General features: G+C 72.3%; 25 protein-coding genes. 6 read left to right on the top strand and 19 right to left on the bottom strand.

Features of this window, described 5'->3' with window-relative positions; genetic code table 11:
- Positions 1–33 precede the first annotated feature (33 nt).
- Entirely contained in the window at positions 34–1,263 is a 1,230-nt protein-coding gene (locus tag ABZS80_RS17630) for an erythromycin esterase family protein (RefSeq protein ID WP_355056987.1), read from the top strand.
- A 79-nt stretch (positions 1,264–1,342) separates the two neighbouring features.
- Here ABZS80_RS17630 and ABZS80_RS17625 read toward each other — a convergent pair whose 3' ends face one another.
- Positions 1,343–1,501, bottom strand: coding sequence for a hypothetical protein (locus ABZS80_RS17625; protein WP_355056985.1), 159 nt, complete (start codon positions 1,499–1,501; stop codon positions 1,343–1,345).
- A 23-nt stretch (positions 1,502–1,524) separates the two neighbouring features.
- Entirely contained in the window at positions 1,525–2,520 is a 996-nt protein-coding gene (locus ABZS80_RS17620) for a pyridoxal-phosphate dependent enzyme (RefSeq protein WP_355056983.1), read from the bottom strand.
- A gap of 110 nt (positions 2,521–2,630) precedes the next feature.
- Here ABZS80_RS17620 and ABZS80_RS17615 point away from each other — a divergent pair, with 110 nt between their 5' ends.
- Positions 2,631–3,962, top strand: a complete 1,332-nt coding sequence (locus ABZS80_RS17615) for a phospholipase (protein ID WP_355056981.1) — start codon at positions 2,631–2,633, stop codon at positions 3,960–3,962.
- Here ABZS80_RS17615 and ABZS80_RS17610 read toward each other — a convergent pair.
- From ABZS80_RS17610 to ABZS80_RS17565, 10 genes are all read right to left on the bottom strand, one after another.
- Positions 3,959–4,099 carry a hypothetical protein gene (locus tag ABZS80_RS17610; protein ID WP_355057188.1) on the bottom strand — a complete coding sequence of 47 codons (141 nt, stop codon included), beginning with the start codon at positions 4,097–4,099 and terminating at the stop codon, positions 3,959–3,961. The genes ABZS80_RS17615 and ABZS80_RS17610 overlap by 4 nt on opposite strands.
- A 63-nt stretch (positions 4,100–4,162) precedes the next feature.
- Positions 4,163–4,453: an alpha/beta fold hydrolase gene (locus tag ABZS80_RS17605; protein ID WP_355056980.1), complete on the bottom strand. Its 291-nt coding sequence runs from the start codon at positions 4,451–4,453 to the stop codon at positions 4,163–4,165.
- A gap of 130 nt (positions 4,454–4,583) precedes the next feature.
- A complete protein-coding gene (locus ABZS80_RS17600; RefSeq protein ID WP_355056978.1) occupies positions 4,584–4,829 on the bottom strand; it encodes an alpha/beta fold hydrolase in 246 nt (81 codons plus the stop codon).
- A gap of 117 nt (positions 4,830–4,946) precedes the next feature.
- Positions 4,947–5,945 carry a glycoside hydrolase family 11 protein gene (locus ABZS80_RS17595; protein ID WP_355056976.1) on the bottom strand — a complete coding sequence of 333 codons (999 nt, stop codon included), beginning with the start codon at positions 5,943–5,945 and terminating at the stop codon, positions 4,947–4,949.
- 283 nt (positions 5,946–6,228) lie between these two features.
- Entirely contained in the window at positions 6,229–7,194 is a 966-nt protein-coding gene (locus tag ABZS80_RS17590; RefSeq protein ID WP_355056974.1) for an acetylxylan esterase, read from the bottom strand.
- An 88-nt stretch (positions 7,195–7,282) separates the two neighbouring features.
- Entirely contained in the window at positions 7,283–7,621 is a 339-nt protein-coding gene (locus tag ABZS80_RS17585; protein WP_355057186.1) for an acetylxylan esterase, read from the bottom strand.
- Positions 7,622–7,828: 207 nt separating this feature from the next.
- Positions 7,829–10,153 carry a glycoside hydrolase family 3 N-terminal domain-containing protein gene (locus ABZS80_RS17580; RefSeq protein WP_355056972.1) on the bottom strand — a complete coding sequence of 775 codons (2,325 nt, stop codon included), beginning with the start codon at positions 10,151–10,153 and terminating at the stop codon, positions 7,829–7,831.
- A 39-nt stretch (positions 10,154–10,192) separates the two neighbouring features.
- The gene (locus ABZS80_RS17575; protein WP_355057185.1) at positions 10,193–11,059 is read right to left on the bottom strand and encodes a carbohydrate ABC transporter permease; all 867 of its coding nucleotides are present in this window, start codon (positions 11,057–11,059) and stop codon (positions 10,193–10,195) included.
- Positions 11,056–12,054: a sugar ABC transporter permease gene (locus ABZS80_RS17570; protein WP_355056970.1), complete on the bottom strand. Its 999-nt coding sequence runs from the start codon at positions 12,052–12,054 to the stop codon at positions 11,056–11,058. The genes ABZS80_RS17575 and ABZS80_RS17570 overlap by 4 nt, the downstream gene beginning before the upstream one ends.
- A complete protein-coding gene (locus ABZS80_RS17565) occupies positions 12,051–13,361 on the bottom strand; it encodes an extracellular solute-binding protein (protein ID WP_355056968.1) in 1,311 nt (436 codons plus the stop codon). Before ABZS80_RS17565 ends, ABZS80_RS17570 begins: the two co-directional genes overlap by 4 nt.
- A gap of 139 nt (positions 13,362–13,500) precedes the next feature.
- On the opposite strand from ABZS80_RS17565, the gene ABZS80_RS17560 reads away from it, so the two are divergent.
- Positions 13,501–14,505 (top strand): LacI family DNA-binding transcriptional regulator, encoded by a 1,005-nt coding sequence (locus ABZS80_RS17560; protein WP_151461643.1) that lies wholly within the window; start codon positions 13,501–13,503, stop codon positions 14,503–14,505.
- Here ABZS80_RS17560 and ABZS80_RS17555 read toward each other — a convergent pair.
- Positions 14,496–15,575 (bottom strand): LacI family DNA-binding transcriptional regulator, encoded by a 1,080-nt coding sequence (locus ABZS80_RS17555; protein ID WP_355056966.1) that lies wholly within the window; start codon positions 15,573–15,575, stop codon positions 14,496–14,498. The genes ABZS80_RS17560 and ABZS80_RS17555 overlap by 10 nt on opposite strands.
- 353 nt (positions 15,576–15,928) lie before the next feature.
- Here ABZS80_RS17555 and ABZS80_RS17550 point away from each other — a divergent pair, with 353 nt between their 5' ends.
- Positions 15,929–17,122: an endo-1,4-beta-xylanase gene (locus ABZS80_RS17550; protein ID WP_355056964.1), complete on the top strand. Its 1,194-nt coding sequence runs from the start codon at positions 15,929–15,931 to the stop codon at positions 17,120–17,122.
- Positions 17,123–17,195: 73 nt separating this feature from the next.
- Here ABZS80_RS17550 and ABZS80_RS17545 read toward each other — a convergent pair whose 3' ends face one another.
- Entirely contained in the window at positions 17,196–17,666 is a 471-nt protein-coding gene (locus tag ABZS80_RS17545) for a YdeI/OmpD-associated family protein (protein ID WP_355056962.1), read from the bottom strand.
- 71 nt (positions 17,667–17,737) lie between these two features.
- Here ABZS80_RS17545 and ABZS80_RS17540 point away from each other — a divergent pair, with 71 nt between their 5' ends.
- The gene (locus tag ABZS80_RS17540) at positions 17,738–19,321 is read left to right on the top strand and encodes an FAD-binding oxidoreductase (RefSeq protein WP_355056960.1); all 1,584 of its coding nucleotides are present in this window, start codon (positions 17,738–17,740) and stop codon (positions 19,319–19,321) included.
- Positions 19,322–19,330: 9 nt separating this feature from the next.
- Here the strand turns inward: ABZS80_RS17540 and ABZS80_RS17535 are convergent, their stop codons facing one another.
- Positions 19,331–20,248, bottom strand: a complete 918-nt coding sequence (locus tag ABZS80_RS17535) for an AraC family transcriptional regulator (protein ID WP_355056958.1) — start codon at positions 20,246–20,248, stop codon at positions 19,331–19,333.
- An 82-nt stretch (positions 20,249–20,330) separates the two neighbouring features.
- Between ABZS80_RS17535 and ABZS80_RS17530 the strand changes: the two genes are divergently transcribed.
- Complete coding sequence (locus ABZS80_RS17530; RefSeq protein WP_355056956.1) at positions 20,331–21,305, top strand: SDR family NAD(P)-dependent oxidoreductase; 975 nt, start codon at positions 20,331–20,333, stop codon at positions 21,303–21,305.
- A 76-nt stretch (positions 21,306–21,381) separates the two neighbouring features.
- Here the strand turns inward: ABZS80_RS17530 and araA are convergent, their stop codons facing one another.
- Genes araA through ABZS80_RS17510 form a run of 4 tightly spaced genes read right to left on the bottom strand, consistent with a single transcriptional unit; the run spans position 21,382 to position 26,502 of the window.
- On the bottom strand, positions 21,382–22,884 hold the full coding sequence (gene araA, locus ABZS80_RS17525) for an L-arabinose isomerase (protein ID WP_355056954.1): 1,503 nt from the start codon (positions 22,882–22,884) through the stop codon (positions 21,382–21,384).
- 26 nt (positions 22,885–22,910) lie between these two features.
- On the bottom strand, positions 22,911–23,900 hold the full coding sequence (gene yjfF / locus ABZS80_RS17520; RefSeq protein WP_355056952.1) for a galactofuranose ABC transporter, permease protein YjfF: 990 nt from the start codon (positions 23,898–23,900) through the stop codon (positions 22,911–22,913).
- Positions 23,897–24,967 (bottom strand): ABC transporter permease, encoded by a 1,071-nt coding sequence (locus ABZS80_RS17515; RefSeq protein WP_355056950.1) that lies wholly within the window; start codon positions 24,965–24,967, stop codon positions 23,897–23,899. The genes yjfF and ABZS80_RS17515 overlap by 4 nt, the downstream gene beginning before the upstream one ends.
- Positions 24,964–26,502 (bottom strand): sugar ABC transporter ATP-binding protein, encoded by a 1,539-nt coding sequence (locus tag ABZS80_RS17510; protein WP_355056949.1) that lies wholly within the window; start codon positions 26,500–26,502, stop codon positions 24,964–24,966. Before ABZS80_RS17510 ends, ABZS80_RS17515 begins: the two co-directional genes overlap by 4 nt.
- Positions 26,503–26,604: the final 102 nt, after the last annotated feature.

The following is a 26,604-nucleotide window of genomic DNA, read 5'->3' as shown; positions in this document are numbered from 1 at the left end:
TCCACCGTCGGTTCAACGATAGCGTTGAGAGGTATGACTGCTGGTATCAGAGACACCGCCCATCCCGTTGACGCCGCTGGCGCCATGCGCCTGCTCCCGGCCCGGCCGCGGCTGCTGGCGCTCGGCGAGCCCACCCACGGCGAGGACACCCTGCTCGACCTGCGCAACGACCTGTTCCGGCAGCTCGTGGAGCAGGAGGGCTACCGGACGATCGCGATCGAGAGCGACTGCCTGATGGGCCTGCTCGTGGACGACCACGTCACCTCGGGCGCCGGCACCCTCGACGAGGTCATGGAGCGCGGCTTCAGCCACGGGTGGGGCGCCTTCCCGGCCAACCGCGAGCTGGTGCGGTGGATGCGGGCGTACAACGACGGTCGGCCCGCGGCCCAGCAGGTCCGCTTCGCCGGGTTCGACGGGCCGCTGGAGATCACCGGCGCCGCGAGCCCCCGGCCGGCCCTCGCGGCACTCCACGCCTACCTCACCGCCTGGGTCGACCCCGACCTGCTCCCCTGCGACGCCGCCACGCTCGACCGCCTGCTCGGCGCCGACGACGTCTGGACGAACCCCGCCGCCATGATGGACCCGTCCCGGTCCGTGGGGCGGACGCCCGAGGCCACGCGGCTGCGGCTGCTCGCCGACGACCTGGTGGCCCTGCTCGACGCGCAGACACCACACCTGGTCGCGGCCTCCCCGCGGGAGGACTGGGACCGGGCCCGCCTGTACGCGCGTACCGCCACCGGGCTGCTGCGTTACCACCACTGGATGGCGGACACGTCACCGAGCCGCATGGCGTGGTTGCTCGGCGTGCGGGACTCCATGATGGCCGCCAACCTGCTCGCCCTCGCCGAACGCGGGCCGGCGCTGGTGAACGCCCACAACGGCCATCTCCAACGGACCAGGAGCACGATGCGGATGGGCGGCCGGCCGGTGGAATGGTGGAGCGCCGGCGCGATCGTGGACGCCCACCTGGGCGACCGGTACGCCTTCCTCGCCACGGCCCTCGGCACCATCCGCCACCAGGGAGTCGACACCCCTCCCCCGGACACCGTCGAGGGGCTGCTGTACGCGCTGCCGGAGGACCGTCACCTCGTCGACGCCCGCCGCCTGGCCGCCGTCCTCGCCGACCTGGCGCCCGCGGCCCGGGTGTCCCCCTGGTTCGGTTACGCCCCGCTCGATCCGGCCAACGTGGCCAGCACCGACGGGATCGTGTTCGTCAGGGACTCCCGGAAGGCCGACCCTTCCCCGCCGCTCGACAACGACTGACCCCCACCGACCGGGCGCCGTCGGCTGCTCGCCGGCGGCGCCCGTGCTGCGCGGTCCTCGATGCCCCGCCGAACGGGAGTCAGGACTCGCGGTTGAACAGGCGCTTCGACCAGAGGTAGCCGACCAGCGCGATCACGGCGCACCACTCGACCATCCGCGCCATCGAGGAGAGGCTGTCCCACGACGGCCTGCTGCGCCGCTGGGACGGCGACCCGGCGGCCCGGCAACCGCCGGTCACGGGCTGCGCGGGCGCCGCGCCGGTCAGCGGTTACCGCCCGCGGTGGCGCCGGGCGCAGTGTGCCAGTAGAGCGTGGGGCCGGCACCGTCCCGTTCCTCGCGCAGGTCACGGATCGCCGCTGCCGCCTTGGCCGTGTAGACCGGGTCGGCGACCAGGCCGGCATGTTCGCGGAGCCATCCCGCGGCCTCGACACTCGCCCCGGACGGTTTCCCGTACCCGGGCCCGAGCCACTCGCGGCGCAGGTCGAACGGCGCGAGGGGCACCGGGTCGGGCACCGGCGCGCCGTGCCGGCGCAGCAGTCGCGCGGTCGCCCCGGCCAGGCGGCGGACCTGGGCCGGACCCACGCGGGTCCGGTCGTTGACGAGGATGCCCACCACCTCGCTGTCGAGCCCGGCGAGGGCCAGGCCGAGGATCAGCCCGGCGGCCGTGCCACCCGAGCCGACCGCAACGACCACCCGCCGGGGCGGGGGCAGCTCCCCGGCGGAGACCTGCTCGGCGAGTTCGAGGGCGGCCTCGACGAAACCCAGGCAGCCGTGCGTGTTGGACCCGCCGACCGGCAGCAGGCCGGGACGTCGCCCGCGCAGGGCCGCGCCGACGAGCAACCGGCCCGCCGTCGCGTACGCCCCGGCCACCGTGTCCACCCGGTGCATCGTGGCGCCGGCCGCCCGGACAGCGGCCATCTGCTCCCCCACGTGCGCGTCGTACGGCTGCTCGACGGCGACGACGTGCGCCTGGATCCCGGTGTCCGCGGCGTAGCGGGCCACCGCCACGGCGTGGTGACTTCCGGTGCCACCACCGGTCACCACGACACCGCACCGTCGTCGTAACAGGTCCGCCAGGCTCCACTCGAGTTTGCGGACCTTGTTGCCGCCGTACCGGTCGCCGTACCGGCTGTCGTCCTTGATCCACAGCTCGTGCGGCTCGATCCGGCGGACCGGGCTCGGGCCCGTGCCCAGCGGCAGGAACGGCAGCCGGGGCGCGACCGAGGGGTAGCGGGAGTGCAGGCGGGGTCCCGTCATGCCAGCCGTCCTCGCTCCACAGGGGATCGACATCCGTTCACAAGCCGCGCTTAGCATAGACGCGAGCCGATCGGGTCGGCGGTCGGCGGAGCGGGCTGCGGGAGGCTGCGGTGGTCGGACGTCGCGAACGGGGCGTGGTCCTGGTGGTCGTGGCCGGCCTGATCGCCACGGGCGCACCCGCAAGGGCGGACGACGCCGCCGCGCCCGACGGGACGTACTACCTGCAGAGTGTCCGCACCGGCCTGAACGCGGCGGAGCGCAACGGCGTGATCCTCCAGCGGTCCCCGCGCGGCGACGAGGACCGGCAGCAGTGGCGGCTGCGCACCGGCGGCGACGGGGACCTGCTGGAGAACACGGTCACGCCCGGGTGGTGCCTGGGCCGCCGGGACGGCGCCGTGGTGGCTGTGGGCTGCGCCGACCCGGCGGCCCGGTGGGTCGTCACCGCCGCCGGACCCGAGCGGTTCACGCTCGCCGAGCCCGGCGCCGGCCGCGTCCTCACCGCCGTGCCCGGGCGGGCGGAGCTGAGCCTGGAGCCGGCCGGAGCGACCTGGTATCTCACCCCCGTCGAGCCGGTGACCCGCCCGCTGCCGGCCGAGGACGAGCGCCGCCTCGACCAGGTGACCTTCCTGACCGCGCACAACGCCTACGCCAACGGCGTCGACGGCGGCTTCGCCCCGCCCGTGCTCGACCTGCTCCCCAACCAGGTGCGGGGTGTCGAACGGCAGCTCGCCGACGGCGTACGCGGATTCCAGCTGGACATCCACCAGACCCGCGACGGCGCCATCCTGTGCCACAACAGCTGCTTCCTGGTGTTCCGGCCGGTGGCGCTGTGGGTCGACCTGCAACGGATCGTGGACTTCCTGCGGGGCAACCCGCGCGAGTTCGTCACCGTCTTCCTGGAGGACTACGTCAGCGCGCCGGTGCTCCGCGCCGAGCTGGCCCGCGTCCGGGGCCTGACCGACCTGTTGTACCGGCCGGACCTCGACGGGGTGCCGGCCACCGGCTGGCCCCGCCTGCGCGAGCTGCGCGAACGCGACCGGCGACTGCTGATCTTCACGGACCGCCGCCGCGAGGACGACCAGGCCGGCGGGCTCACCCGGGACACCTTCGGGGTGCTCTACCAGCGCGAGTGGACGGTGGAGAACCACTGGTCCATGGGCCCGGGCGTCGGCGCCAGCGACTGGACGTGCGTGAGCCGGTGGCCGGACCGGCCGTTGACCGACGGCGGCGAGTCCGCGTTCCGGCCGCTGTTCGTGATGAACCACTTCCGGGACGCCCCGGTACCGGTGACCGCCGCGGCCGACAACGCCCGCGTGCTCAACCGGGCGGGCCGGTTCTGCCAGCCGGCCGCCCGGAAGAAGCCGAACTACGTGGCGGTCGACCGGTACGACCTCGGTGGACCCGCCGCCGCGGTGGCGGCCCTCAACACGTACTGGTACTAGCGCTCACGTCCTCCCTCAGAGGGTGGTTTCGCCGGGCAGGCCGAAGAAGTCGTCCATTTGGCGCCGCCGGTGAAGGTGGTGCCGGTGGACAGGCCGACGTAGACGTCGTTGGTGTTGGCTTTGGTGAACACCATGATGTCGTCTCTGCCGTCGCCGTTGATGTCACCGACGCGGGGCTGTTCGGTGCCGACGGCAGGGCGCTAGCGGTGCAGGCGCCCCAGGAAGTCGCGCATCAGCGCCACCACCTCGTCGAGGTGGGTCTCCAGCAGCCAGTGGCCCCCGTCGAGCAGATGCAGCTCCGCGTCGGGGAGGTCCCGGAGGTACGCCCGCGCCGCGTCGGCGGGCATGTAGCCGTCGTGCCGCCCCCAGAGGATGAGCGTGGGCGGCCGGTGCCGACGCAGGTACGCCTGCTGGCGCGGGAACCACTCGACGGTGGTGCGCTGGTCGGCGAGCAGACGGGCGAGGTTCTGCGGGCCGGGCGGTCGGCCCACCTGCGCCCAGGACAGGACCCACAGGTCCGGGCTGACCCGGCCGGCGATCTCCTCCGGCAGGTCACCGACGAACTCGTCGCGGAATCCCCAGCAGGCCGAGGACCTCGGTGAACCGGCGCAGGAAGCCGGCCTACGCGTCGAAGGTGTAGGCGAACGGTCCCTCGTCCGCTCGTGTGTAGCCGAATCCGGGCAGGTCGGGGGCGAGGAGCCGCCACCGGTCGCCGAGCGCCGGCAGCAGGCGGCGGAACTGGAAGGACGACGACGGGTAGCCGTGCGGCAGGAGCACGACCGGGGCGTCGGCCGCGCCGGCCTCCCGGTAGAACGTCGCAATGCCGTCCACGTCGACGGTGCGGTGCGTGACCGGCGCGGCTGCCATGGCGCGGCCTACCCGTCCGCCCTCCTGGCAAACGACCGGCCGTGGTCGCCCGGCCGACCCTGGTCAGGTCGCGGGTGGGGTGCCGGCCCACCGCCGGCACCCCACCCCCGCATCGGGTCAGCCGGTCGCGCAGCTCGCGGTGGGCGTCGTGTTGTTGCCGTTCTTGTAGAGCGTGATGCCGAAGTTGTTGCCGTTGCCGTTGGGCCGGGCCGTGAGGGTGCCGCTGGTGCCGCTGATCGAGGCGTTCCAGCTGTTCTGCAGGGTCTGACCGCCGTTGGTCCGGATGGTGACGACCCAGTTGCTGCTGCCGCTGACCGAGAGGTTCACGTTGAACCGGTCGCTCCACTCGTCGGCGCGGCTGACGCTGACCGAGCAGCCGCCACCGCCGGGCGGCGGGGTGGTCGGGCCGGGGGCGGCGCCGCCCACCGTGATGTTGGAGTTGCCGCTGCTCTGGTAGCCCTCGGTGGCCAGGATCTGGTAGTCGTGGCTGCCCAGGTTCATGCCGTATCGGGCCCACGCGTCGAAGTGGTTGCCGGCGGAGATGGTGCCGCCCACCCGCTTGGACTGCCGCACGCTCCAGTACTGGTAGAAGGTCCGGGTGCCCTCGATGGAGGGCGCGTTGACCCGCTGGGTCCGGTAGATGTCGTACGTGCCGCCGTCGCTGGTGACTGTGCCCATGAACCCCTGGCCACCGGGGGGCCGGTAGGTGCCCCAGCTGTCGACGATGTAGTACTCGACGAGCGGGTTCCTCGTCCACCCGTAGAGGGTCAGGTAGGCGTTGCCGGACGGGTTGAACGTGCCGGAGTAGGTCACCGTCCGGCGTGCGCCCGGATTCCAGCCCTTGCCGGCGACGAAGTTGTTGACGTTGCTCCACTGGGTGCTGTACTGGCCGCCGCTACCCATGTTCATGGAGACGTTGCCGCTGTCCTTCCAGAAGGAGTAGAAGTAGCCGTTGTTCGTCCCGGTCGAGTTCGACGTCACGGTCTCGGCCTGCGCGGGGCTGGACAGCAGGGCCGTGGCGCCGGCGGTGACCAGGACGGCGGCGCAGGCGCCGCCGATGAGCATTCGGAGGCGTCCGCGTCGGGGTGTCCTCGCGCGGGCGGGGGCGTCGGTCATGTGCGTGCTTCCTCTCTCGACGGCCGGCGGAGGGGCAGGTGGCGGGTGGTCCGCAGCGGCGGGGATGGATGGATTTCGATGGCGAAAGCATCGACCGCACGTCGTCACACTGTCAACAACTTCCGGAAATGTTGCGGTGACCCCGCGGTCACCTAGGACCTCGACCCGAAGGCATCACCGCTGCTCACGGACGATCAGCGGCGGTTGCGATCCGAGGATGACGATCCGGGCGGCGGATGCGAAGGTCACGGACCGCCGCAGCGAGTCCGGAACTTCCGGGCGCTCAGTCGGAGAGGGCGGTACGCAGGAAGTCGAGCGCCGCGGCGTCGTCGTCGATCCCGCCCGCCTCGTGGCCGTTGTACCGCCACACGGCCAGCTCGGCCGGTCCCCGGTAGGCGTTGACCGCGGCGAAGACCGTGGACGGGGGCACGATCTCGTCCATCAGCGCCACGGAGAAGCGCGCCGGCACGGTGGCCCGGCGGGCGAAGGCGACCCCGTCGACGTAGCCGAGGGTGCGCAGCACCTGCTCCTCCCGGTCCCGGTGCACGGCCAGGTAGTCCCGGATCTCCCGGTAGGGCGCGGCGTCGGTGATCGTCACGGCGCGCGGCATGTCGCAGAGGAACGGCACGTACGCGACCGCCGCGCGCAGGTCCGGCACCAGGGCGGCGGCCGCGAGCGCAGCCCCGCCGCCCTGGCTGTGGCCGAGCACGGCGACCCGGGCGGCGTCGACGGCCGGCAGGCGGCGCGCCGCGTCGACGGCCCGCACGGCGTCGGTGAGGAAGCGGCGGTAGTAGTACCGGCGGGGGTCCTCGACGCCGCGGGTGGTCATCCCGGGGGCCTGCGGGCCGGCCCCGGCGATGTCCGGGGTGTCGCCCCGGCTCCAGCCCGAGCCCTGTCCCCGCGTGTCCATCTGGAGGTGCGCGAAGCCGGCGGCGGCCCAGAGCAGGTTCTCCAACGGGTGGCCGCGTCCGCCTCCGTAACCGACGTACTGCACGATCGTCGGCAGCGGCCCGGGCGCGTCCCGGGGCACCCGCAGCCACGCCTTCACCGGCTGCCCGGCGAAGCCCGGGAAGGTGACGTCGAAGACGTCCAGCCCGGCCAGCGGGGTGGCCACCGCGGTCACCTCGACCGGGTCGCCGCAGGACCGGGCGTCGGCCAGGGTGTCGGCCCAGAACGCGTCGAAATCCGGCGGCTCGCGCAGGTCGCTGCGGTGGGCGCGCAGCTCCGCCTCAGGCAGGTCGGTGTACACGGCCGCCTCTCAGCTCGTCGGGGTGCGCGGGTCAGCCAGCCGGAGCGGGCCGAGAGTTTCCGGAACAGTGCCGCGATCTCCCGGCACGCTAGGACCGCCCGGCCCTGTCGTCAACCGGCGGTCCGGCACCGGCCGGCGCGCCGAGCACCCGGGCCAGCCAGCGCAGCTGCCGCCGCACCTGCACGGCCTCACCGCCCTCGTGCTGGTTGAACGGGTAGACGTGGATCTCCCGGTCCACTGGCGCCGGCCGGCCGGTGGCGGCGCCGTACTGGTTGTAGGCGGCGAACCCGGTGCTCGGTGGACAGACCCGGTCCCGCAGGCCGATCCCGAAGTGCGCGGGCGCGGCCGCCCGGCGGGCGAAGGGGACGCCGTCGACGTAGGACAGGGTGCGGCGGACCCTGTCCTCGGCCTCCCGATCGACCGCCAGGTACCCGGCGATCTCGCCGTACGGCCCCGTCGGTGATCTCGACGGCGCGCACCGCGTCGGTGATGAGGCGGCGGTAGTAGTAGTCCCGCGGGTCCAGGATGCCCCAGGTCACTCCGCAAGTCCGGGGTCCCGGACGCCCGAGGACGTCCCCTGACTGAGCGGGTGCCGGTCCGCCGGGCGTCCACGCGGACGCCCGGCGGACCGGTCTCACCTGATCTCGGAGGTCGTCCAGCGCGGAGAGTCGGTGGTGACCGCCACGGTCTCACCGACCAGGGCGGTCAGGGCCTGCGTGTCCCGCCGCGCGCTCGTGCCGATCCACAGTTCGACCTCGCCGGGCTCCACGACCCGGGTGAGCGTGCGGTCGGAGAAGGCCAGTCGGGTGGTGGGGACCGTCAGCTCGACGGTGACCGACTGGCCCGGGTCCAGGTGGACGCGCCGGTAGCCGAGCAGCTGCGCCACCGGCCGGGTCACCGAGGCCACCAGGTCGCGGCCGTAGAGCTGGACCACGTCGTCTCCGGCCACCGCGCCGGTGTTGGTCACGCGCACGGTCACGTGCAGCGCGCCGTCCGTCGGCGCCGTCGCCGGGGCGCTGAGCCCGTCGTGCGCGAACGTCGTGTAGGACAGGCCGTGACCGAACGCCGCGGCGGGCGTCGCCGGCAGGTTGGTCACCTCGCTGCCCTCGCCGAGCGTGGGGTGCAGGTAGGAGTACGGCTGCGCCCCCGCCGAGCGGGGCAGGCTCACCGGCAGCCGGCCCGACGGGTTGACCCGCCCGGAGAGCACGCCCGCGATCGCTCCGGCCCCCTCCTCACCGGGGAAGAACGCCTGCACCACCGCCGCGCAGCGCGACAGTGCCCAGCCGACCGCGTACGGGCGCCCGGTGAGCAGCACGAGGACGACCGGCGTGCCGGTGGCCAGCACGGCCTCCACGAGCTCGCGCTGGACTCCGGGCAGCTCCAGGTCCTCCCGGTCGCAGCCCTCGCCGACCGTGCCGCGCCCGAAGAGGCCGGCGTGATCCCCGACGACCAGGACGGCCACCTCCGCGGCGGAGGCCGTGGCCACGGCCTCGGCGAAACCGGAGCGGTCGTCGGTGTCCACGTCGCAGCCACTCGCCCAGGTGACGAGGTCGGCGCCGAACTCGACGCGCATCGCGTCGAGGGCGGTCGAGACCTCGATGCCGGTCTCCACGCCGGGATGCTGGACGAGGACGTGGTTGAGGAAGGAGTAGCACCCGAAGAGCGCGGCCTGCCGGTCCGCGTTCGGACCGATGACCGCCACGCGCCGGCCGGCGGGCAGCGGTAGGACACCCTGGTTGGCGACCAGGACGACCGACTCCTCGGCGAGGCGGCGGGCGATCGACCGGTGCTCCGGTGAGTCGAGGTCGACGGCCCCGGGCGGCTCGTCGGTGAACGTGGCGTCGAGCAGCCCGAGTTCCTGCTTCTCGCGCAGGACCCGCAGCACCGCCCGGTCGATGAGCGCCTCGTCGAGCTCGCCGGCCCGCACCCGCTCCCCCAGGGACAGATAGGCGTCGCCCGTCGGGAGTTCGACGTCGACACCGGCGGCCAGCGCCTGCGCGGCCGCCTCCGCGTGGTCGGCCGCGACGTGGTGCAGCAGGTTCAGGAAGGCCACGCCGTAGTAGTCGGACACGACCGTGCCGTCGAAGCCCCAGGCGTCCCGCAGCACGCCGGTGAGCATCGTCGGATCGGCCGCGACGGGAACGCCGTCGATCTCCGTGTAGGAGTGCATGATGCTGCGGGCGTTCCCGTCGAGAACCGCCATCTCGAACGGGAGGAACAGCACGTCGGCGAGCTCCCGGGGGCCGGCGTGCACCGGGGCGAAGTTGCGTCCGGCGCGCGACGCGGAATAGCCGGCGAAGTGCTTCAGCGTGGCGTGCACGCCCTCCGACTGGAGGCCCCGCACGTACGACGTGCCGATGGTGCCGACCAGGTAGGGGTCCTCGGCGATGCACTCGTCGACCCGGCCCCAGCGCGGGTCCCGGATCACGTCGAGCACCGGGGCGAGTCCCTGGTGGATGCCCAGCGCCCGCATCGAGGCCCCGATCGCCGCGGCCATCTCGGTGACGAGCTCGGGATCGAAGGCGGCGCCCCAGCTCAGCGGGGTGGGAAAGGTCGCCGCCTTCCAGGCCGAGAGCCCGGTCAGGCACTCCTCGTGGACGATCGCCGGGATCCCCAGTCGGGTGCCCGTCACCAGCTCCCGCTGGAACTTCCACAGCCAGGCCGCGCGGTCCGCGGCGTCGACCGGGCGGGTGCCGTAGGCCCGGGTGAGATGGCCCAGTCCGTGCCGGGCGAAGTCCTCGAGCTTGACGGCGTCGCCGAACTCGCCCTGCAGGGGTGCGACCGCCTCCCCGTCCTCCTTCTCCCAGAAGCCGACGAGCTGGGCGATCTTCTCCTCGATCGTCATCCGGCCGAGCAGCTCACGGATGCGCGCCTCGCCGGCGTGCCCGTCGGGCCGGTCGTGGTCGGGAGCAGCCTGGGCCGGTACCGGCCCGTCCACCACCGCGTGGACCTCAGTCATGCTGTGCCTTTCCTCTGGTTGTGCTTGTACCGCTGCCGCTCAGCCCTTGACCGCGCCCTGCAGGCCACCGACGATCTGCTTCTCGGCGAGCGTGAAGAAGAACAGCGCCGGCAGCATCGCCAGCGACGTGAAGGCGAGGACGCCGGCCGTGTCGGTGGAGAACTGGCTCGAGAAGTTCTGCACTCCCAGCGGGAGGGTGTGCAGGCTGACGTCGCCGAGGACGAGCAGCGGCAGCAGGAACGCGTTCCAACTGGCCACGAACGCGAGGACGCCGACGGTGACGATCGCGGGCCGCGACAAGGGCAGCGCGATGCGCCAGAGGAAACCGAGCCGGCCCGCGCCGTCGATCGCGGCGGCGTCCTCCAACTCCCGGGGGATGGCGGACAGGAAGGGCCGCAGGATCACGATCGTCAGCGGCAACTGGAAGGCGACCTGCGGGAGGATCACCGCGTAGTAGGAGTTGACCAGGCCCAGGTCCCGCAGCATCAGGTAGAGCGGCAGGATCGCCGCCCCGGCCGGGAAGAGCAGCCCCAGCGTGAAGAAGGTGTAGAGCCCTTCGCGCCCCCGGAAGGTGTAGCGGGCCAGCACGAAGGCGGCGGCCATGCCGAGCACCACGACGCCGAGCGTGGTGCCGAGGGCGATGACCCCGCTGTTGAACGCCTGCTGCCAGAACTTGCTCTGCGTCAGCACCCGGGTGTAGTTGTCGAAGACCCACGGGTCGGGCAGGCCGCCCGGGTCGGCGACGATCTGCGGGGTGGTGCGGAAACCGCCGACGATCACGTAGAGGATCGGCGCGATCGACACGGCCGCGACCGCGAGCGCGAGCGCGTACGTGAGCGGGGTGCCCCACGACACCGGCCGGCGCCCGGCGGACGAGGAATGGACGGGGTTCGTGGCCACGGTCAGTTCGCCCTTCTGGTGATGGCGCCCTCGATGTCCCGACGGAGGAGGAAGCGCTGGAACAGCAGCGCCGCGACGAACGAGATGACGAAGAGGATTACGGCGACCGCGTTGCCGTAGCCCCACAGCCGGGCGAAGAACCCGTTGTCCACCATGTACGTCGCCATGGTCCCGGAGGCCCCGAGCGACCGGATCGCGGGCACCGAGGTCACCCAGATCACGTCGAAGACCTGCAGCGAACCGATCATCGACAGGAACATCCAGATCCGGATCGTCGGCCCCAGCAGCGGGAGGGTGACGTGGCGCTGGGTCTGCCACCAGCTCGCGCCGTCGATCGCGGCGGCCTCGGTCAGCTCGTGCGGCACGTTCGACAGGCCGGCGAGCAGGAGGATGATCGCGAAGCCGACGTACTTCCAGGTGAGGACGAAGAGCAGCGTCCAGATGACGACGTCGAGGTCGGCGAGCCACGCCTGCACCAGGCTGCCCAGTCCCAGGGACCGCAGCAGCGCGTCGACCGTGCCGTCCTCGGCCAGGATCAGCTTCCACATGATCCCGACGGTGACCTCGGCGAGCACGTAGGGCACGAACACCAGCAGGCGGAACACGGCGCGCCCGCGGAAGCGACGGTTGAGCAGCAGCGCGATGCCCAGGGCGACCGGGCCCTGGATCAGCAGCGAACCGAACACGATGATGGCGTTGTTGCGCAGCGCGTCGAGGAAGATCGGGTCCTGGAAGGCGAGGGTGTAGTTCTTGAAGCCCACGTACTCGGTGGGTGGCCCGACGCCACGCCACCGGAACAGGCTGTAGTAGACCGCGAAGCCCATCGGCACCAGCACGAACATCACGTAGACCACGAGCGCCGGCGTCGTGAGCCCGATGATCTCGTACCACTTGCGGCGAGTCTCGGCCCGGCGGGACGACGGGCGCCCGGCGGGCCGGCGACCCGCCGGCGGCGCGGAGACGCCGCCGGCGGGGAACCGGGTTTGGTCGGTGGAGGTCACTTGCTCGCGGCTGCCTTCATCCCCGCGACGACCTGCTCCGGCGTGCCCTTGCCCGAGAAGATGCCGACGATCCCGTCGTTCATCGCGGTGCCCACGGTGCTGCCGTAGGCCGTGTCCAGCCAGAGCTGGACGTAGCTCGCCTCCGACGTGGCCTGCAGGATGGACTTCAGCGCGGGGTCCGTGATGCCGGCCTCCGCTCCCTTGGCGACCGGGAGCCCGGTGCCGGTCTCGGCGTAGCCCTTCTGCACCTCGGGGCTCGCGATGTACTTGAGGAACTCGACGCACTCGGCCGGGGCCTTCTTGGCGCAGGCGAACCCGTCGCCGCCGCCGAGCGCCGCTTTGGGATCACCGGCGGAACCGGAGATCGCCGGCACGGGGAACCAGCCGAGGAACTTCGCGAGCTTGGCCTTGTCCGTGGCGACGTTGTCCAGCGTGCCCCGGTTCCAGTCGCCCATCAGCTCCATCGCGGCCTTGCCGTTGGCGAGCAGACCGTTGGCGCTGGTCGGGTCGTTCTGGCCCGGCGTGGCGATGAAGTTGTTCTGGAACGGCTTGGTGTCGATGAAGGCCTTCAGGTCCTGGCCGGCCTTCACGAAGCACGGGTCGTCGAAGACCTTCTCCTTGGACGCCTTCTTCAGGGTGTCGACCGAGCAGGCGCGCAGCGCGAAGTTGTACCACCAGTGCGCGGCGGGCCACTTGTCACCGGCGCCCACGGCGATCGGGGTGACGTTGATGGCCTTGAGCTTCGCGACCGCGGCGTTGAGCTCTTCGAACGTGGTCGGCGGAGCGCTGATGCCCGCCTGCGCGAACATGTCCTTGTTGTACCAGATGCCCTCGATGCCCATCCGGAACGGCAGGCCGTACTGCTTGCCGTTCACCTGCCAGATCTCGGCCGCGCTGCCGATGTTGGCGACCTCGGTCTTGACCTGGTCGGTGATGTCCTTGAGGTATTCGGCCTCGACCTGCTCGACCATCTCGCCGCCACCCCACGACATGAAGATGTCCGGCGGGTCGTTGCTCAGCAGCGCGGCGGGGATGCGGGTGCGTTGCAGCTGGTTGGTCTCGATCGCCTCGATCTCGATCTTGACGGTCGGGTGGAGCGCGGAGAAGTCCTTGGCGACCTTCTCCCAGTAAACCTTGCCGGGCCCGTCCTGGGGGGCGTTGTGCCACCAGGTCAGGGTCACGGGGTTCTTGTACAGCTCGGTCTCGCTGGACGCCTCGTCGTCGCCGCCGCTGTTGCAACCAGCGACGACGAGAGCGCTTGTCATAAGCAGTGCCAGAGCGGCACCCGCACGGCGCTTCGTCGCCATCGATGTCTCCTCCGTCAGGCAGTCGCGGTACTCGGCCTGCGGGGGAGTTTTACAGCCGTGAAACTGAGTGTCAATCGGTATCGATAACGTTTTCGAGTCACTCGTGACGGGGTCTGCGCAGCGGCTCTATCATCGTCGGGTGGTGTTCCCGGAGCGCGTCAAGATGTCGGATGTGGCACGTACCGCCGGCGTCTCGGTGGCGACGGTATCGAAGGTTGTCAATGGTCGGTACGGCGTGGCCCAGGCGACCGTGGAGCGTGTCCAGCAGGTCATCCACGAGCTCGGCTACGAGGCCAGCCTGGGGGCGCAGAGCCTGCGCAGTCACCGCACGAACGTGCTGGGCATCCTGGTCGCCGAGTTCGAGCCGTTCTCGACCGAACTGCTCAAGGGGGCGTCCCGGGAGGTCGCCGGCAGCGGTTACCAGCTGCTCGCCTACTCGAGCGGCGACGGCGAGGGCGCCGCCATCGGCTGGGAGCGGCGCTCGCTGGCCCGCCTCTCCGGGACCCTCATCGACGGCGCCGTGATCGTCACGCCGACCGTGATCGAGACCAAGCAGGGCTTCCACGTCGTGGCCGTCGACCCCCACACCGGCCCGTCCGGCCTGCCCACCGTCGACTCGGACAACTTCGCCGGCGCCGTGCTCGCCACCAACTACCTGCTGTCGCTCGGCCACCGCCGCATCGGCCACATCAGCGGACGCCCCGACCTCGAGTCGGCGCGCCTGCGCGAGGCGGGCTTCCGCAAGGCCATGGCCGACGCCGACGTGGCGGTGGACGAGAGGATCGTGCGCGTCGGCGGGTTCCGGACCGAGAGCGCCGCCGGTACGGCCGCGGCACTGCTCTCGCTCCCGGACCGACCGACGGCGATCTTCGCCGGAAACGACCTCTCGGCGATCTCCACGATGGACGTCGCGCGGAGCATGGGCCTCACCGTGCCCGACGACCTGTCCGTCATCGGCTTCGACAACGTCCCGGAGTCGGCGCTGGTGAACCCCCCGCTGACCACGATCATGCAACCGCTGCAGCGCATGGGGGCCGAGGCGCTGCGCCTGCTCATCGACCTGATCGCCGGCGTCGAGCGGGACACACACATCCGGCTCCCCACCGAGCTGGTCGTCCGGGCCTCGTGCCGTCCCTACCGGTGATGCCGCGGTGCACCCGTAGCCAGTCGCGCCGGATCGGACGGCGGTGACGGCCGGGCGGCCAGCGGGGCTGCGCTGTCCCGGACGACGAGTTGGGTGGCCAGTTCCACCCGCGGGCTCTCGATCCGCTCACCCTGAGCCAGGCGCAGGACCGTGCGGGCGGCGAGCAGACCCATCTTCGCGAGGGGCTGCCGGACGGTGGTCAGCGGCGGAGAGCACCACCGGACCTCCGGCAGGTCGTCGAAGCCGACGACGCTGACGTCGTCGGGCACCCGCAGGCCCCGTCGTCGGACGGCCTCATAGACGCCGAGGGCCATCTGGTCACTGGCCGCGAAGATCGCGGTGGGCGGTTCGGGCAGGCGCAGCAGGTGGTTACCGGCGGCGAACCCGCCCTCGTGGTAGAAGTTGCCCGGGTGGATCAGCTCCTCGTCGACGCTGAGGCCGGCGGTCTCCAGCGCCGCCCGGTAGCCGTCGAGCCGCGCCCGGCTGCACATCAGCTGCGGCGGCCCGGCGACGAAGCCGATCCGCCGGTGGCCGAGACCGAGCAGGTACTCGGTCGCGCGCAGGCTGCCCACCCAGTTGGTCGCGCCGATCGTGTGCGCCTCCTGCGGGGGCACCCCCACCGGGTCGACGATGACGACGGGGATGTTGAGGCGGCGCAGCTCGGCCTGCAGCGGCGGCTCCAGGGTGGAGGTCACGAAGATGACGCCCTGGGTGGAGCGGGTGCGCAGGTTGTTCAGCCACTGCCTGGCCGACGAGCTGCGCCGGTGGATCGCGGAGACCACGGTGCCGATGCCGGCCGCGTGCGCGACATCCTCGACCCCACGGATGATCTCGACCGCCCAGGGACTGTCCAGGTCGTTGAAGACCAGGTCGATCAGGCCGGAGCTGGGCCGCGCGCTCGGCCTGCGGCGGCGGTAGCCGTGCCGGGTCAACAGCTCCTCGACCCGTTCCCGGGTGCGCGGCGCGACGTCGGAGCGGCCGTTGACAACCCGCGACACCGTGGGCACCGACACGCCGGCCAGCCGCGCGATCGCGGCGATGGTGACTTTCCGGGGCTCGTCCGAGGCCACCTGTCGCCCCTTCGTCATCGACTTCCGGTCGGATGCCGGTACTTTTCGATCGCTTGAGGGCAAGGTAGAACCTGCCGCGTGTCGGGTCAAGGCCCTGCCGGGCCTGCTCGGCGGCCACCGCGGCCCTGGCCTCCGGCCGGTCCGGGCGGTCTCGGACGGTTGACGACGGGGATCGACGCTCGTATTGTTCCGGCTCAGTTACCGGGAATTTGCCCGGAAGTATCGGCCGGGCCGCGCTCGAACCACAGCTCCCCGCACCGTTCCTCTCATCGGCGTCCGGCGCGTCACCTGCCCACACCCCCGCGCCCTCTCGGTCGACGTCCCGGTCGACCCGTTGCACACCGGAGAAGCCCATGAAACTGCGACGATGGATAGCCGCCGGCGCGGTCGCCGTGGCCGCCGCCGCCACTCTCAGCAGCCCACCGGCGACGGCCGGCCGCCCGTACGACCCGGCCGACCAGAGCCTGCGCAACCTCGCGCTGCGCCACGGCCTGGCCATCGGCACGGCCGTCGACATGGCCGCCCTCGACGACCCCGCCGACCCGCGGTACCGCCAGCTCGCGGCGTCGGAGTTCTCCACGGTCACCGCGGAGAACGTGATGAAGTGGGAGAGCCTGGAGCCGACCCGTGGCACCTACAACTGGGCGCCGGCCGACCGGCTCCTCGCCTTCGCCAAGCAGAACAACCAGCGCGTACGCGGGCACGTCCTGGTCTGGCACAACCAGCTGCCCGGCTGGCTGACCGCCGGCGTGGCCGACGGCTCCATCAGCGAGACCGAGCTGCGCGACATCCTGCGCCGGCACATCACCGCCGTGGTCACCCACTTCAAGGGCCGGATCTGGCAGTGGGACGTGGTCAACGAGGCGGTCAGCGACCCCTGGGACACCCCGTCGACCCTGCACTACAAGGGTTTCTGGGCCCAGCACCTCGGTCCCGGCTACATCGCCGACGCCTTCCGCTGGGCCCGCGCGGCCGATCCGCACGCCCTGCTGTTCTACAACGACTACAACATCGAGGCCTTCGGCTCGCGCGACCCGGCGAACGACAAGACCCAGTTCGTGTACGACATGGCCAAGAACCTGCTGGCCCAGCGCGTGCCGATCGACGGCATCGGCAGCCAGGGCCACCTCGGCACCCAGTACGGCAACTTCGACACCCTCCAGGTCGCCGGGGCGCTGCGGAGGTTCGCCGGGTTGGGGCTGGCCACCGCGTTCACCGAGGTCGACGTGCGCAGCCAGCTCACCGAGGGAGTCCAGGCGGGCGACTCGAACGAGATCAACCCGCGGCTGCAGGCCTCGGCGGCGAACTTCAGCGTGCTGCTGCAGGCCTGCCTGGCCGAGCGGCGCTGCCTGTCGTTCACCGTCTGGGGATTCACCGACAAGCACTCCTGGGTGCCCGGCTGGTTCTCCGACCCGCCAGAGGGGCTGGCCACCATCTACGACGAGAACTACCAGCCCAAGCGGGCCTACCAGCTCATGAAGGCCGACCTGATCTACAGCGGACCGCCGTACGTCCTGCCGCGCGTCCCGCAGCGGCCGCGCCGCTAGGCGTGGCGGTCCGGGCGGGGCGCGTCGCGCGAGGCGTCCCGCCCGGACCGCTGCCGCGGCGGTGCCGGCGTGCTCAGCGGTGCTGGCCGGCGCGGAGCATCTCGATGGTCTTCGTGACGCGCTGCGCCCGGGTGGCCTCCCGCTTGGCCTCGGTGACCCAGCGGACGAACTCCTTGCGGTGCGAGGGGGCCAGCGCCGCGAACGCCGCCTGCGCCTCGCCGTCAGCGGCGAGAGCGGCGGCCAGGTCCTCGGGCACCTCGACGCTGCGGGCCTGCGCGTCGAGGGCGATGGCCACCTCGTACGTCGCCCCGATGCTCACCCCCGCCTGTTCCCGCGCCGCGCGGGACAACCCGATCAGGTTCTCCCCGCCCATCCGGGCCAGGCGCAGCGGGAGCGTCACCCCGTTGACACTCACCCGCACGGGGAACGCCTTGCGCCCCTCCCCCAGGACGGACACCTGCTCGTCGGAGAGGACGAACGCTCCCGCCGGACCGCGCTGCTCCAGCGCCAACGTCAACGCGAGGGTCTCGGCCACGCCCGTCATCCTAGTCGCCGGTACCCCGAGGGGCGATCAACGACGGGCGATCCCGGTGATCGATGGATACCGTCATGGCCATGGCCGACGCTGCGACCGCCCGCGCCCGCTCCTGGTGGGGCTGGGGCTGGGCGGACGAACACCCCGACGACACCGAATGCGCGGCACTGGGAGCACTCCTCCCCGGTACGCTCCCGCGCCCGCTGCCCGTCCCTCGGGTCCCCGACCTGCGGATTCCCCGGCCGGCCGTCGAGCCGCCGCGCAGCCTCGCGCACCTCGTCACCGCCGACCCCGAGGCGCGCGCCGCGCACGCCATGGGCAAGGCGTACCGGGATGTCATCCGCGCCCTGCGCGGCCGCCCCGGGCGGATACCCGACCTGGTCGCCTGGCCGGCGGGCGACCAGGACGTGGCCGACCTGCTGGAGTGGGCCGGCGACCGCGGCGTGGCCGTGATCCCCTACGGCGGGGGCTCCTCGGTGACCGGCGGCGTGGAGTACCGCGGCGACGCGCACCGGGCGGTCGTGTCGCTCGACCTGACCGCGATGGACCGGGTGGTGGAGGTCGACACCGACAGTCAGGCCGCGCGCATCCAGGCCGGTGTCCTCGGCCCGGCGCTGGAGAACCAGCTCCGGCCGCACGGCCTGACGCTGCGGCACTTCCCGCAGAGTTTCGAGTTCTCCACCCTCGGCGGCTGGCTCGCCACCCGGGCGGGCGGTCACTACGCCACGGTCCACACGCACATCGACGACTTCGTGCAGTCCCTGCGGGTGGTCAGCCCGGCCGGCGCCGGCACGTCGTGGCAGGTGCCCGCCTCGGGCGCCGGACCGTCCCCCGACCGGCTGTTCCTCGGCTCCGAGGGCGCCCTGGGCGTGATCACCGAGGCGTGGATGCGCCTGCAGGAGCGCCCCCGGCACAAGGCATCCGCGTCGGTCCGTTTCGCCGACTTCGCCGCCGCGCTGAGCGGGGTTCGTGCGATCGCGCGGTCCGGCCTCTCCCCGGCCAACTGCCGACTGCTCGATGCCGGCGAGGCCGCGCTGTCCGGCGCCGCCCCGGACGGCTCGTCCGTCCTCGTCCTCGGCTTCGAGTCGGCCGCCGTGCCGGTGGACGCCGCTCTCGCCCAAGCGCTGGACCTGGCCCGCGCACACGGCGGGACGCCCTCCTCCGGCCCCGGCCGTCAGGGCGACGAGGCGGTCGGCGCCTGGCGCTCCGCGTTCCTCCGGATGCCGTACCTGCGCGACGGCCTCGCCCGGATGGGTGCGGTCGTCGAGACGTTCGAGACGGCGGCCACCTGGAACCGGCTGCCCGCGCTGATCGACGCCGTCCGGGACGAGGTCGGCGCCGCCGCGCGCCGGGCCACCGGCCATCCCGCCATGATCAACTGCCGCCTCACCCACGTCTATCCGGACGGGGCGGCGCCCTACTTCACCGTGCTCGCCGGCGGCCGGCCCGGCGACGAGGTCGCCGTCTGGGACCACCTCAAGGACGTCGCGACCGACGTCCTGCACCGCCATCACGCCACCATCACCCACCACCACGCCGTCGGTCGCGACCACCGACCCGGCTACGACCGGCAGCGCCCCGAACCGTTCGCCCTGGCCCTGCGCGCCGCGAAGGCCGCGCTCGATCCGCACGGGATCCTCAACCCCGGGGTGCTCGTCGACTGAGCCGCACCCCTAGCCCGCCGGTGCCGCGGCCGCCCGGTACGCCCGCGGCGAGAGACCGATAGTGCGTTTGAAGGCGACGCTGAAGGCGCTCTCCGAGCCGTACCCGACATCGCGGGCGATGGTGGCGACGGTGCCGTCACCACGGCGGATGCGGTCGGCCGCGAGTTCGATGCGCCACGCGGTGAGGTACTCCAGCGGGCCCTGGCCGACCACCTGCTTGAACCGGGCCGCCAGGGTGGAGCGGGAGACCGCCGCGCTGCGGGCCAGCTCGGCGACCGTCCAGGGGTGGGCGGGCCGGGCGTGCATCCGCCGCAGGACGGTCGCCACCGTGGGATCGCTCAGGCCGGCCAGCCAGCCGGAGGTGTGCCCGGCGTCCCGGCTGAGGGACAGGCGCAGGATCCGCACCAGCATGACGACCGCCAGGTGCTCGGCGACAAGTCTCGCCCCCGCCGCGTCCTGCCGCAGTTCCGCGTCGATCTCGTCGACCGCCCGTCGCACGGTCGCGGCCTCCGGCGTCTCGGCAGCCACCCGGATGACCGGCGGCAGGCCGTCGAGCAGCAGGGCCTGGGCGCGGTCGGTGAAGGAGAACGCGCCGCCGATGAGGAACACCTCGTCGCCGGTGCCGGCACGGGCCACGCCGCCGGCGGCCACGGTGAACAGGGGCCCCGCCGGCTCGGTCGGCAGGCTCAGGTCACTTGCCAGCGTGAACGCGACCGGCCGGGTCAGCAGGAAGCAGTCACCCGCGCGGAGCCGGAGGGGTTCCGGCACCCCGTCCACCCGAAGCCAGCAGGCGCCCCGGCGTACGACGTTGAACTTCACGCCCGCGGGCGGCGGGAACCGGACGGCCCACGCTCCGCCGGCGGACATACTGGCGGAAAGGTGGCTCGTCGCCCCGATCAGCGAGAGAACGTCCTCCAGCGGGTCCACGCGACCTCCCTCGGACGCTGGCTAAACTTTCCCGGACCGCAAACTATAGGCCGTCCAGGTCGCAGGTCGTAGCGTTGCCGTCATGACAGAGAGCACATGCCTGACCACCCCATTCACCGCTCGCGCCACCGCCGAGGAGATCATCGACGGCGTCGACCTCACCGGGCGCCGCATGATCGTCACCGGCGGCGCCTCCGGCATCGGCCTGGAGACGGTCCGCGCCCTCGCCCGTGCCGGCGCGGAGGTCACCGTGGCGACGCGCGACCCCGCCCGCGCGGACGACCTGGTGGCCGAGTTCGCCGGCCCCGGGCCGGGCACGGTTCGGGCCGCCGCGCTCGACCTGGCTGACCTCGACTCCGTCGACGCCTTCGTCGCCGGCTGGACCGGGCCGTTGCACGCCCTGATCGCGAACGCCGGAATCATGGCACTGCCGGACCGCCGGCTGACTCCGGAAGGCTGGGAACTGCAGCTGGCCACCAACTACCTCGGGCACTTCGCGCTCGCCCGGGGCCTGCACGAGCACCTCCGGTCCGCCGGCTCCGCGCGGGTCGTCGTGGTCAGCTCGGGCGCACAGCTCCGCGCCGGCGTCGACTTCGACGACCCCCACTTCGCCCGCCGCCCGTACGACCCGTGGACCGCGTACAGCCAGTCCAAGACCGCGGACGTCCTGCTGGCCGTCGGCATCGCCCGGCGCTGGGCCGCCGACGGGATCACCGCCAACGCCCTGGCCCCGGGCGTCATCATCACCAACCTGCAACGCCACCTCGGCGCGGACACCCTGCGCACCTTCGGGGTGACGACCGACGAGGCGGGCACCGTGACGGTGCCGGACCACTACAAGACCCCGGCCCAGGGCGCCGCCACCACCGTGCTGCTGGCCGCGTCGCCGCTGGTCGAGGGCGTCACCGGCCGCTACTTCGAGGACAACCAGGAGTCGGAGGTGGTCCCCGGCGGTCCGGACCCGATGACCGGGGTGGCCGAGCACGCGGTGGACATCACCGCCACCGACCGGCTCTGGGCGTACGCCGAGAGCACCCTCGCCTCCCGCCGCGCCTGACCGCGCGCCACTGGACCGGTCGAGCGGCGGACGAGGCCCTCGTCGTCCAGCCGTCGGATCGCCGCCGCCGGGCGGGTCAGAGCCCCCGGGCGAGCCGGTAGTACGCCTGGTTCCAGCGGATCTCCTCGGCGAAGCGACGCGGTTCGGTGTCGGCGTCGATGACGACCAGCTCGGTGCGGCTCATCTCGGCCAGGTCGTGCAGCTCCTCCACCCCCACGGCCTGCGACAGCACGGTGTGGTGCGGCGCCCCGGCGGTGATCCACGCCTCGGCGGAGCCGGCCAGGTGCGGGCGGGGGCGCCAGACGGCCCGGGCGACCGGCAGCCGGCGCAGCGGGTGTGGCGGCGCCACCACGTCGACCTCGTTGGCGACGAGCCGGAACCGCTCCCCCATGTCGGCCAGGCCCAGCACGACGGCGGGACCGGGCGCGGCGTCGAAGACCAGCCGCACCGGGTCCTCCCGCCCGCCGATGCTCAGCGGGTGGATCTCGACGGAGGGCGTGCCCGCGGCGATGCTCGGGCACACCTCCAGCATGTGCGCGCCGAGGACCAGTTCCCGGCCCGGAGTGAGGTCGTAGGTGTAGTCCTCCATGAACGAGGTGCCGCCGTCGACCCCGACCGCCATCGCCTTGAGGGTGTGCACCAGGACGGACGTCTTCCAGTCGCCCTCGCCGCCGAAGCCGTAGCCGTCGGCCATCAGGCGCTGCACCGCGATGCCCGGCAGCTGGCGCAGCCCGCCGAGGTCCTCGAAGTTGGTGGTGAAGGCGCCGAATCCGCCGGCTTCGAGGAAGGCGCGCAGCCCCAGCTCCAGCCGGGCGGCGTAGCGCAGGGACCGGTGGCGGTCGCCGCCGGGGCGCAGCTCGGGCATCAGCCGGTAGCTGTCGTCGTACTCCTTGACCAGGTCGTCCACCCGCGCGTCGGCGACCTCGTCGACCACCTGGACGAGGTCGTTGACCCCGTAGGTGTTCACGGAGACACCGAAGCGCAGCTCCGCCTCCACCTTGTCCCCCTCGGTCACCGCGACGTCGCGCATGTTGTCGCCGAAGCGGGCCAGCCGCAGCGACCGCATGGCCGACCAGCCGATCGCCGCCCGCGACCAGGCGCCCACCCGGGCCACCACGCGCGGGTCGCTGACGTGCCCCGCGACGGTCTTGCGGGCCACACCGAGGCGGGTCTGGATGAACCCGAACTCCCGGTCGCCGTGCGCGGCCTGGTTGAGGTTCATGAAGTCCATGTCGATCTCGTCCCACGGCAGCAGGACGTTGGCCTGGGTGTGCAGGTGCAGCAGCGGCGTCCGCAGCGCGTCCAGGCCGGCGATCCACATCTTCGCCGGTGAGAAGGTGTGCATCCAGGCGATCACGCCGACGGCCCCCTGTGCCGCGGCGTCCCGGCACACCCGCAGGATGTCGCCGCTGGTGGTCAGGACCGGTTTCCAGACGACCCGGGCGGGGATGTGCGGCGAGCCGTCGAGCGCCGCCGCGATCTGCCGCGACTGGTCGGCCACCTGGCGCAGGGTGTCCTCGCCGTACATGGCCTGGCTGCCGGTCAGGAACCAGATCTCAGGCTCAGCGTGCGATGCCATGGGGTTGCCTTCCGCGAGATGGTCGGTCACTTGTAGCGGATTCCGATCAGACGTTGGAGCAGGATGAACGCGAAGAGCAGGCCGCCGATCACGATCTTGGTCCACCACGAGTTGAGGCTGCCGTCGAAGGTGATCAGGGTCTGGATGACCCCGAGGACCAGCACGCCGAGCACGGTGCCGAAGACGTAGCCGGCGCCGCCGGTCAGCACCGTCCCGCCGATGACGACGGCGGCGATGACGTCGAGTTCCATGCCGACGCCGATCAGCGGGGCGCCGGAGAGCGTGTAGAAGGACAGCAGGATCCCGCCGATCGCCGCGCAGAGGCCGCTGATCGTGTAGACGGCGATCCGGGTCCGGCCCACCGGCAGCCCCATGAGCAGCGCCGACTGCGCGTTGCCGCCGACGGCGTACACGTTGCGGCCCAACCGGGTGTAGGCCAGCGTGTACGCGGCGACGGCCACCACGACGAAGGCGACGAGCACACTGATCGAGACGAAGTTGCCGCCGGGGTCGCCGATGCGTTGCTGGGACATGCGGGTCCAGAACCCGTCCGTGATCGGGATCGACGAGCCGCTGATGAAGGTGCACATGCCGCGGGCGAAGAACATCCCGGCGAGGGTGACGATGAACGGCTGGATGTCGAAGAAGTGGATCACACAGCCCATCAGGAAGCCGAGCGTCGGCCCGATGAGCAGCGCGACGAGCAGCACCAGCGCCGCCGGCAGCCCCTCCCGCAGCAGGAACGCCGACACCATGGCGGTCATCGCGACGACCGAGCCGACGGAGAGGTCGATCCCGCCGGTGAGGATCACGAAGGTCATCCCGACGGCGACGACGAGCAGGAAGCCGTTGTCGATGAAGACGTTGAAGACGACCTGGATGTTCGAGAACGCGCGGTACTGGGAGACGCCGACGCCGTACAGGACCAGCAGCAGGGCGAGGGTGGCCAGCACCGGGACGTGCCGCCGGGGAAGGCGTGCCCGGGTGCGGGCGGCCAGCAGGGAGAGGGTGGTCATGCCGGCACCTGCTCCTTCGGCTGCTCGGTGACGGAGGTGGGCCCGGCCGCCGGGGCTCGGCGTCGGGTGAAGCGGGCGCGGAAGCCGGGCGCCTGGATGAGGCAGACCGCGATGACCACGACCGCCTTGAACAGCAGGGAGGTCTGGGGCGAGATGTTCATGGCGTACACCGTGGTGGTGAGGGTCTGGATGAGCAGGGCGCCGAGGATGGTGCCGCCGAGGGAGAACCGGCCGCCCGCCAGGGAGGTGCCGCCGATGACCACGGCGAGGATCGCGTCCAGCTCGACCCAGAGGCCGGCCGCGTTGCCGTCGGCGCTGGACACGTTGGCCGTCATCATGAAGCCGGCGACCGCGGCGCAGGCCGCGCTGATCACGTAGACGAGGAACGTGATCCGCGCGGACCGGATGCCGGCCAGGCGGCTGGCCTGGGCGTTGCCCCCGACCGACTCGATGATCAGGCCGAGGGCGGTGCGCCGGGTCACCGCGGCGACCAGGAGGGCCGCGGCGAGGGCGAGGAAGATGGCCAGCGGCAGGGTCAGCAGGTGACCGACGCCGATCGCCTTGTACGGGTCCGAGTTGATGGTCAGGATCTGCCCCTCGGTGATCAGCTGGGCCAGGCCCCGGCCGGCGACCATGAGGATGAGGGTGGCGATGATCGGCTGGATGCCGATGACCGCGACCAGCACGCCGTTCCAGGCGCCGAGCACGAGAGCCACCCCCAGACCCAGGGCCAGGGCGGTCAGCACGGCGCCGAGGCTGTTCTGGTCGGGCTGCTGGCTGATGTGCAGGCAGGCGATGGCGCCGCTGATGGCGCAGAGCGAGCCGACCGAGAGGTCGATGCCGCCGGTGGCGATCACCAGCGTCATGCCGAGGGCCACCAGGATCAGCGGCGCGCTCAGCCGGAGGATGTCGACCAGGCTGCCGTACAGGTGACCGTCGCGCATCTGCACCGACAGGAAGCCGGGACGGTAGACGGTGTTGGCGGCCAGCATGCCGACGAGGACGACGACCGGCCAGAAGAGCCGGTGGGTCGTCAGCGCCCGGTAACCGGCCGTGCGGTTGCTCATGACGGCACCTCCTCGTGCCCGGCGCCGGCCGCGATGGTCTGCATGATCCGGTCGGCGTCGACGCTCGGGTCGTTGGTGAGTCGCGCGACCATCTCCCGGTCGCGCATCACGGCGATGGTGTGGCTGAGGCGGAGCACCTCCTCCAGCTCGGCGGAGACGAACAGCACCGCCATGCCGCCGTCGGAGAGCTGCGCGACCAGCCGCTGGATCTCAGTCTTGGCGCCGATGTCGATGCCCCGGGTCGGCTCGTCGAGGATCAGCAGGCGCGGCTCCGTGATGAGCCAGCGCGCGAGCAGGACCTTCTGCTGGTTGCCGCCGGACAGGTTGCCCACCGGGATGTCGGGATCGGCCGGGCGGATGCTCAGGGCCCGCACGTACCGTTCGACCAGCTCGTCCTGCCGGCGGCGGGGCACGGGCCGCAGCCAGCCCCGGGCGGCCTGCAGGGCCAGGATGATGTTCTCCCGCACGGACAGCTCGGCGACGATGCCCTCGGCCCGCCGGTTCTCCGAACAGAAGCCGATGCCGTGGCCGATGGCGGTCCCCGGGGTACGCAGTGTCGTGGGTGTGCCGTGCACCCGGACGGTGCCGTGGTCGGCACGGTCGGCGCCGAACAGCAGCCGCGCCACCTCGGTACGGCCGGAGCCGAGCAGCCCGGCGAGGCCGACCACCTCGCCCTCGTGGATGGTGAGGTCGAACCGCGCGACCGCCGAGCGGCGTCCCAGCTCGCGTACGTCCAGCAGCGGTGCGCCCTCCGCCGGCGCGGCGTCGTGCCGGGACTGCTCGTCGAGTCGCTCCAGCGCCCGCAGTTCCTTGCCGATCATCTTCTCCACCAGGCCGAGCTGGGGAAGCTGGCTCGTCGGGTACTCGCCGACGAGCTGGCCGTTGCGCAGCACGGTGATCCGGTCGGCGATCTCGTAGACCTGGTCCAGGAAGTGGGTGACGAACAGGATCGCAAGGCCGTCGTCGCGCAGCTGCCGCATGACCCGGAACAGCTGGGCGACCTCACCGGCGTCGAGGCTGGAGGTGGGCTCGTCGAGGACCAGCACCCGCGCCTCGATGTCGATGGCGCGGGCGATCGCCACCATCTGCTGCACGGCCAGCGAGTAGCTGCCGAGCTGCGCGTTGACGTCGATGTCGAGGTCCAGCCGGGCCAGGAGGGCGCGGGCGCGGCGGCGCATCTCCGCCCACCGCACCGCGCCGAGCCGGCGGGGCTCCCGGCCGATGAAGATGTTCTCCGCCACGGAGAGGTTGGTGCAGAGGTTGACCTCCTGGTAGACGGTGCTCACCCCGGCGGCGGTGGCCTGCATCGGGCCGGTGAAGGACACGGCCTCGCCGCCGAGCGTGACGGTGCCGTGGTCGGCGCTGTAGACGCCGGTCAGCACCTTGATGAGGGTCGACTTGCCGGCGCCGTTCTCGCCCATCAGGGCGTGCACCTCGCCGGGGAGGAGGCGGAAGTCCACGCCGTCGAGCGCCCGTACCCCCGGGAAGGACTTGCTGATCCCGGTCATTGTCAGCACTGGATGGCTACCCGTCATGCCACCGGGTCCTTTCCTGGTCGATGAGGCGGTGCGCGGGGTGGGCGCGGCCGGGCGGGGCGCGCCGCCCCCCCCGCGGCTCTCATGGCGGCGGGCGCCCCC

This window comes from Micromonospora sp. NPDC005305 (genome assembly GCF_040607315.1).
Lineage (GTDB): Bacteria > Actinomycetota > Actinomycetes > Mycobacteriales > Micromonosporaceae > Micromonospora.
Note: the sequence above shows the minus strand (reverse complement) of the source record. Positions and strands in the feature narration are given on the sequence as shown.

Bases quoted from the DNA above. Each gene is read 5' to 3' on its own strand.
- ABZS80_RS17530 (WP_355056956.1), top strand. From the start codon at position 20,331: ATGACAGAGAGCACATGCCTGACCACCCCATTCACCGCTCGCGCCACC.
- ABZS80_RS17515 (WP_355056950.1), bottom strand. From the start codon at position 24,967: ATGAGCAACCGCACGGCCGGTTACCGGGCGCTGACGACCCACCGGCTC.
- ABZS80_RS17565 (WP_355056968.1), bottom strand. From the start codon at position 13,361: ATGGCGACGAAGCGCCGTGCGGGTGCCGCTCTGGCACTGCTTATGACA.
- araA (WP_355056954.1), bottom strand. From the start codon at position 22,884: ATGGCATCGCACGCTGAGCCTGAGATCTGGTTCCTGACCGGCAGCCAG.
- ABZS80_RS17545 (WP_355056962.1), bottom strand. From the start codon at position 17,666: ATGACGGGCGTGGCCGAGACCCTCGCGTTGACGTTGGCGCTGGAGCAG.
- yjfF (WP_355056952.1), bottom strand. From the start codon at position 23,900: ATGACCACCCTCTCCCTGCTGGCCGCCCGCACCCGGGCACGCCTTCCC.
- ABZS80_RS17600 (WP_355056978.1), bottom strand. From the start codon at position 4,829: ATGGCAGCCGCGCCGGTCACGCACCGCACCGTCGACGTGGACGGCATT.
- ABZS80_RS17595 (WP_355056976.1), bottom strand. From the start codon at position 5,945: ATGACCGACGCCCCCGCCCGCGCGAGGACACCCCGACGCGGACGCCTC.
- ABZS80_RS17620 (WP_355056983.1), bottom strand. From the start codon at position 2,520: ATGACGGGACCCCGCCTGCACTCCCGCTACCCCTCGGTCGCGCCCCGG.
- ABZS80_RS17630 (WP_355056987.1), top strand. From the start codon at position 34: ATGACTGCTGGTATCAGAGACACCGCCCATCCCGTTGACGCCGCTGGC.
- ABZS80_RS17540 (WP_355056960.1), top strand. From the start codon at position 17,738: ATGGCCGACGCTGCGACCGCCCGCGCCCGCTCCTGGTGGGGCTGGGGC.
- ABZS80_RS17580 (WP_355056972.1), bottom strand. From the start codon at position 10,153: ATGACTGAGGTCCACGCGGTGGTGGACGGGCCGGTACCGGCCCAGGCT.
- ABZS80_RS17550 (WP_355056964.1), top strand. From the start codon at position 15,929: ATGAAACTGCGACGATGGATAGCCGCCGGCGCGGTCGCCGTGGCCGCC.
- ABZS80_RS17510 (WP_355056949.1), bottom strand. From the start codon at position 26,502: ATGACGGGTAGCCATCCAGTGCTGACAATGACCGGGATCAGCAAGTCC.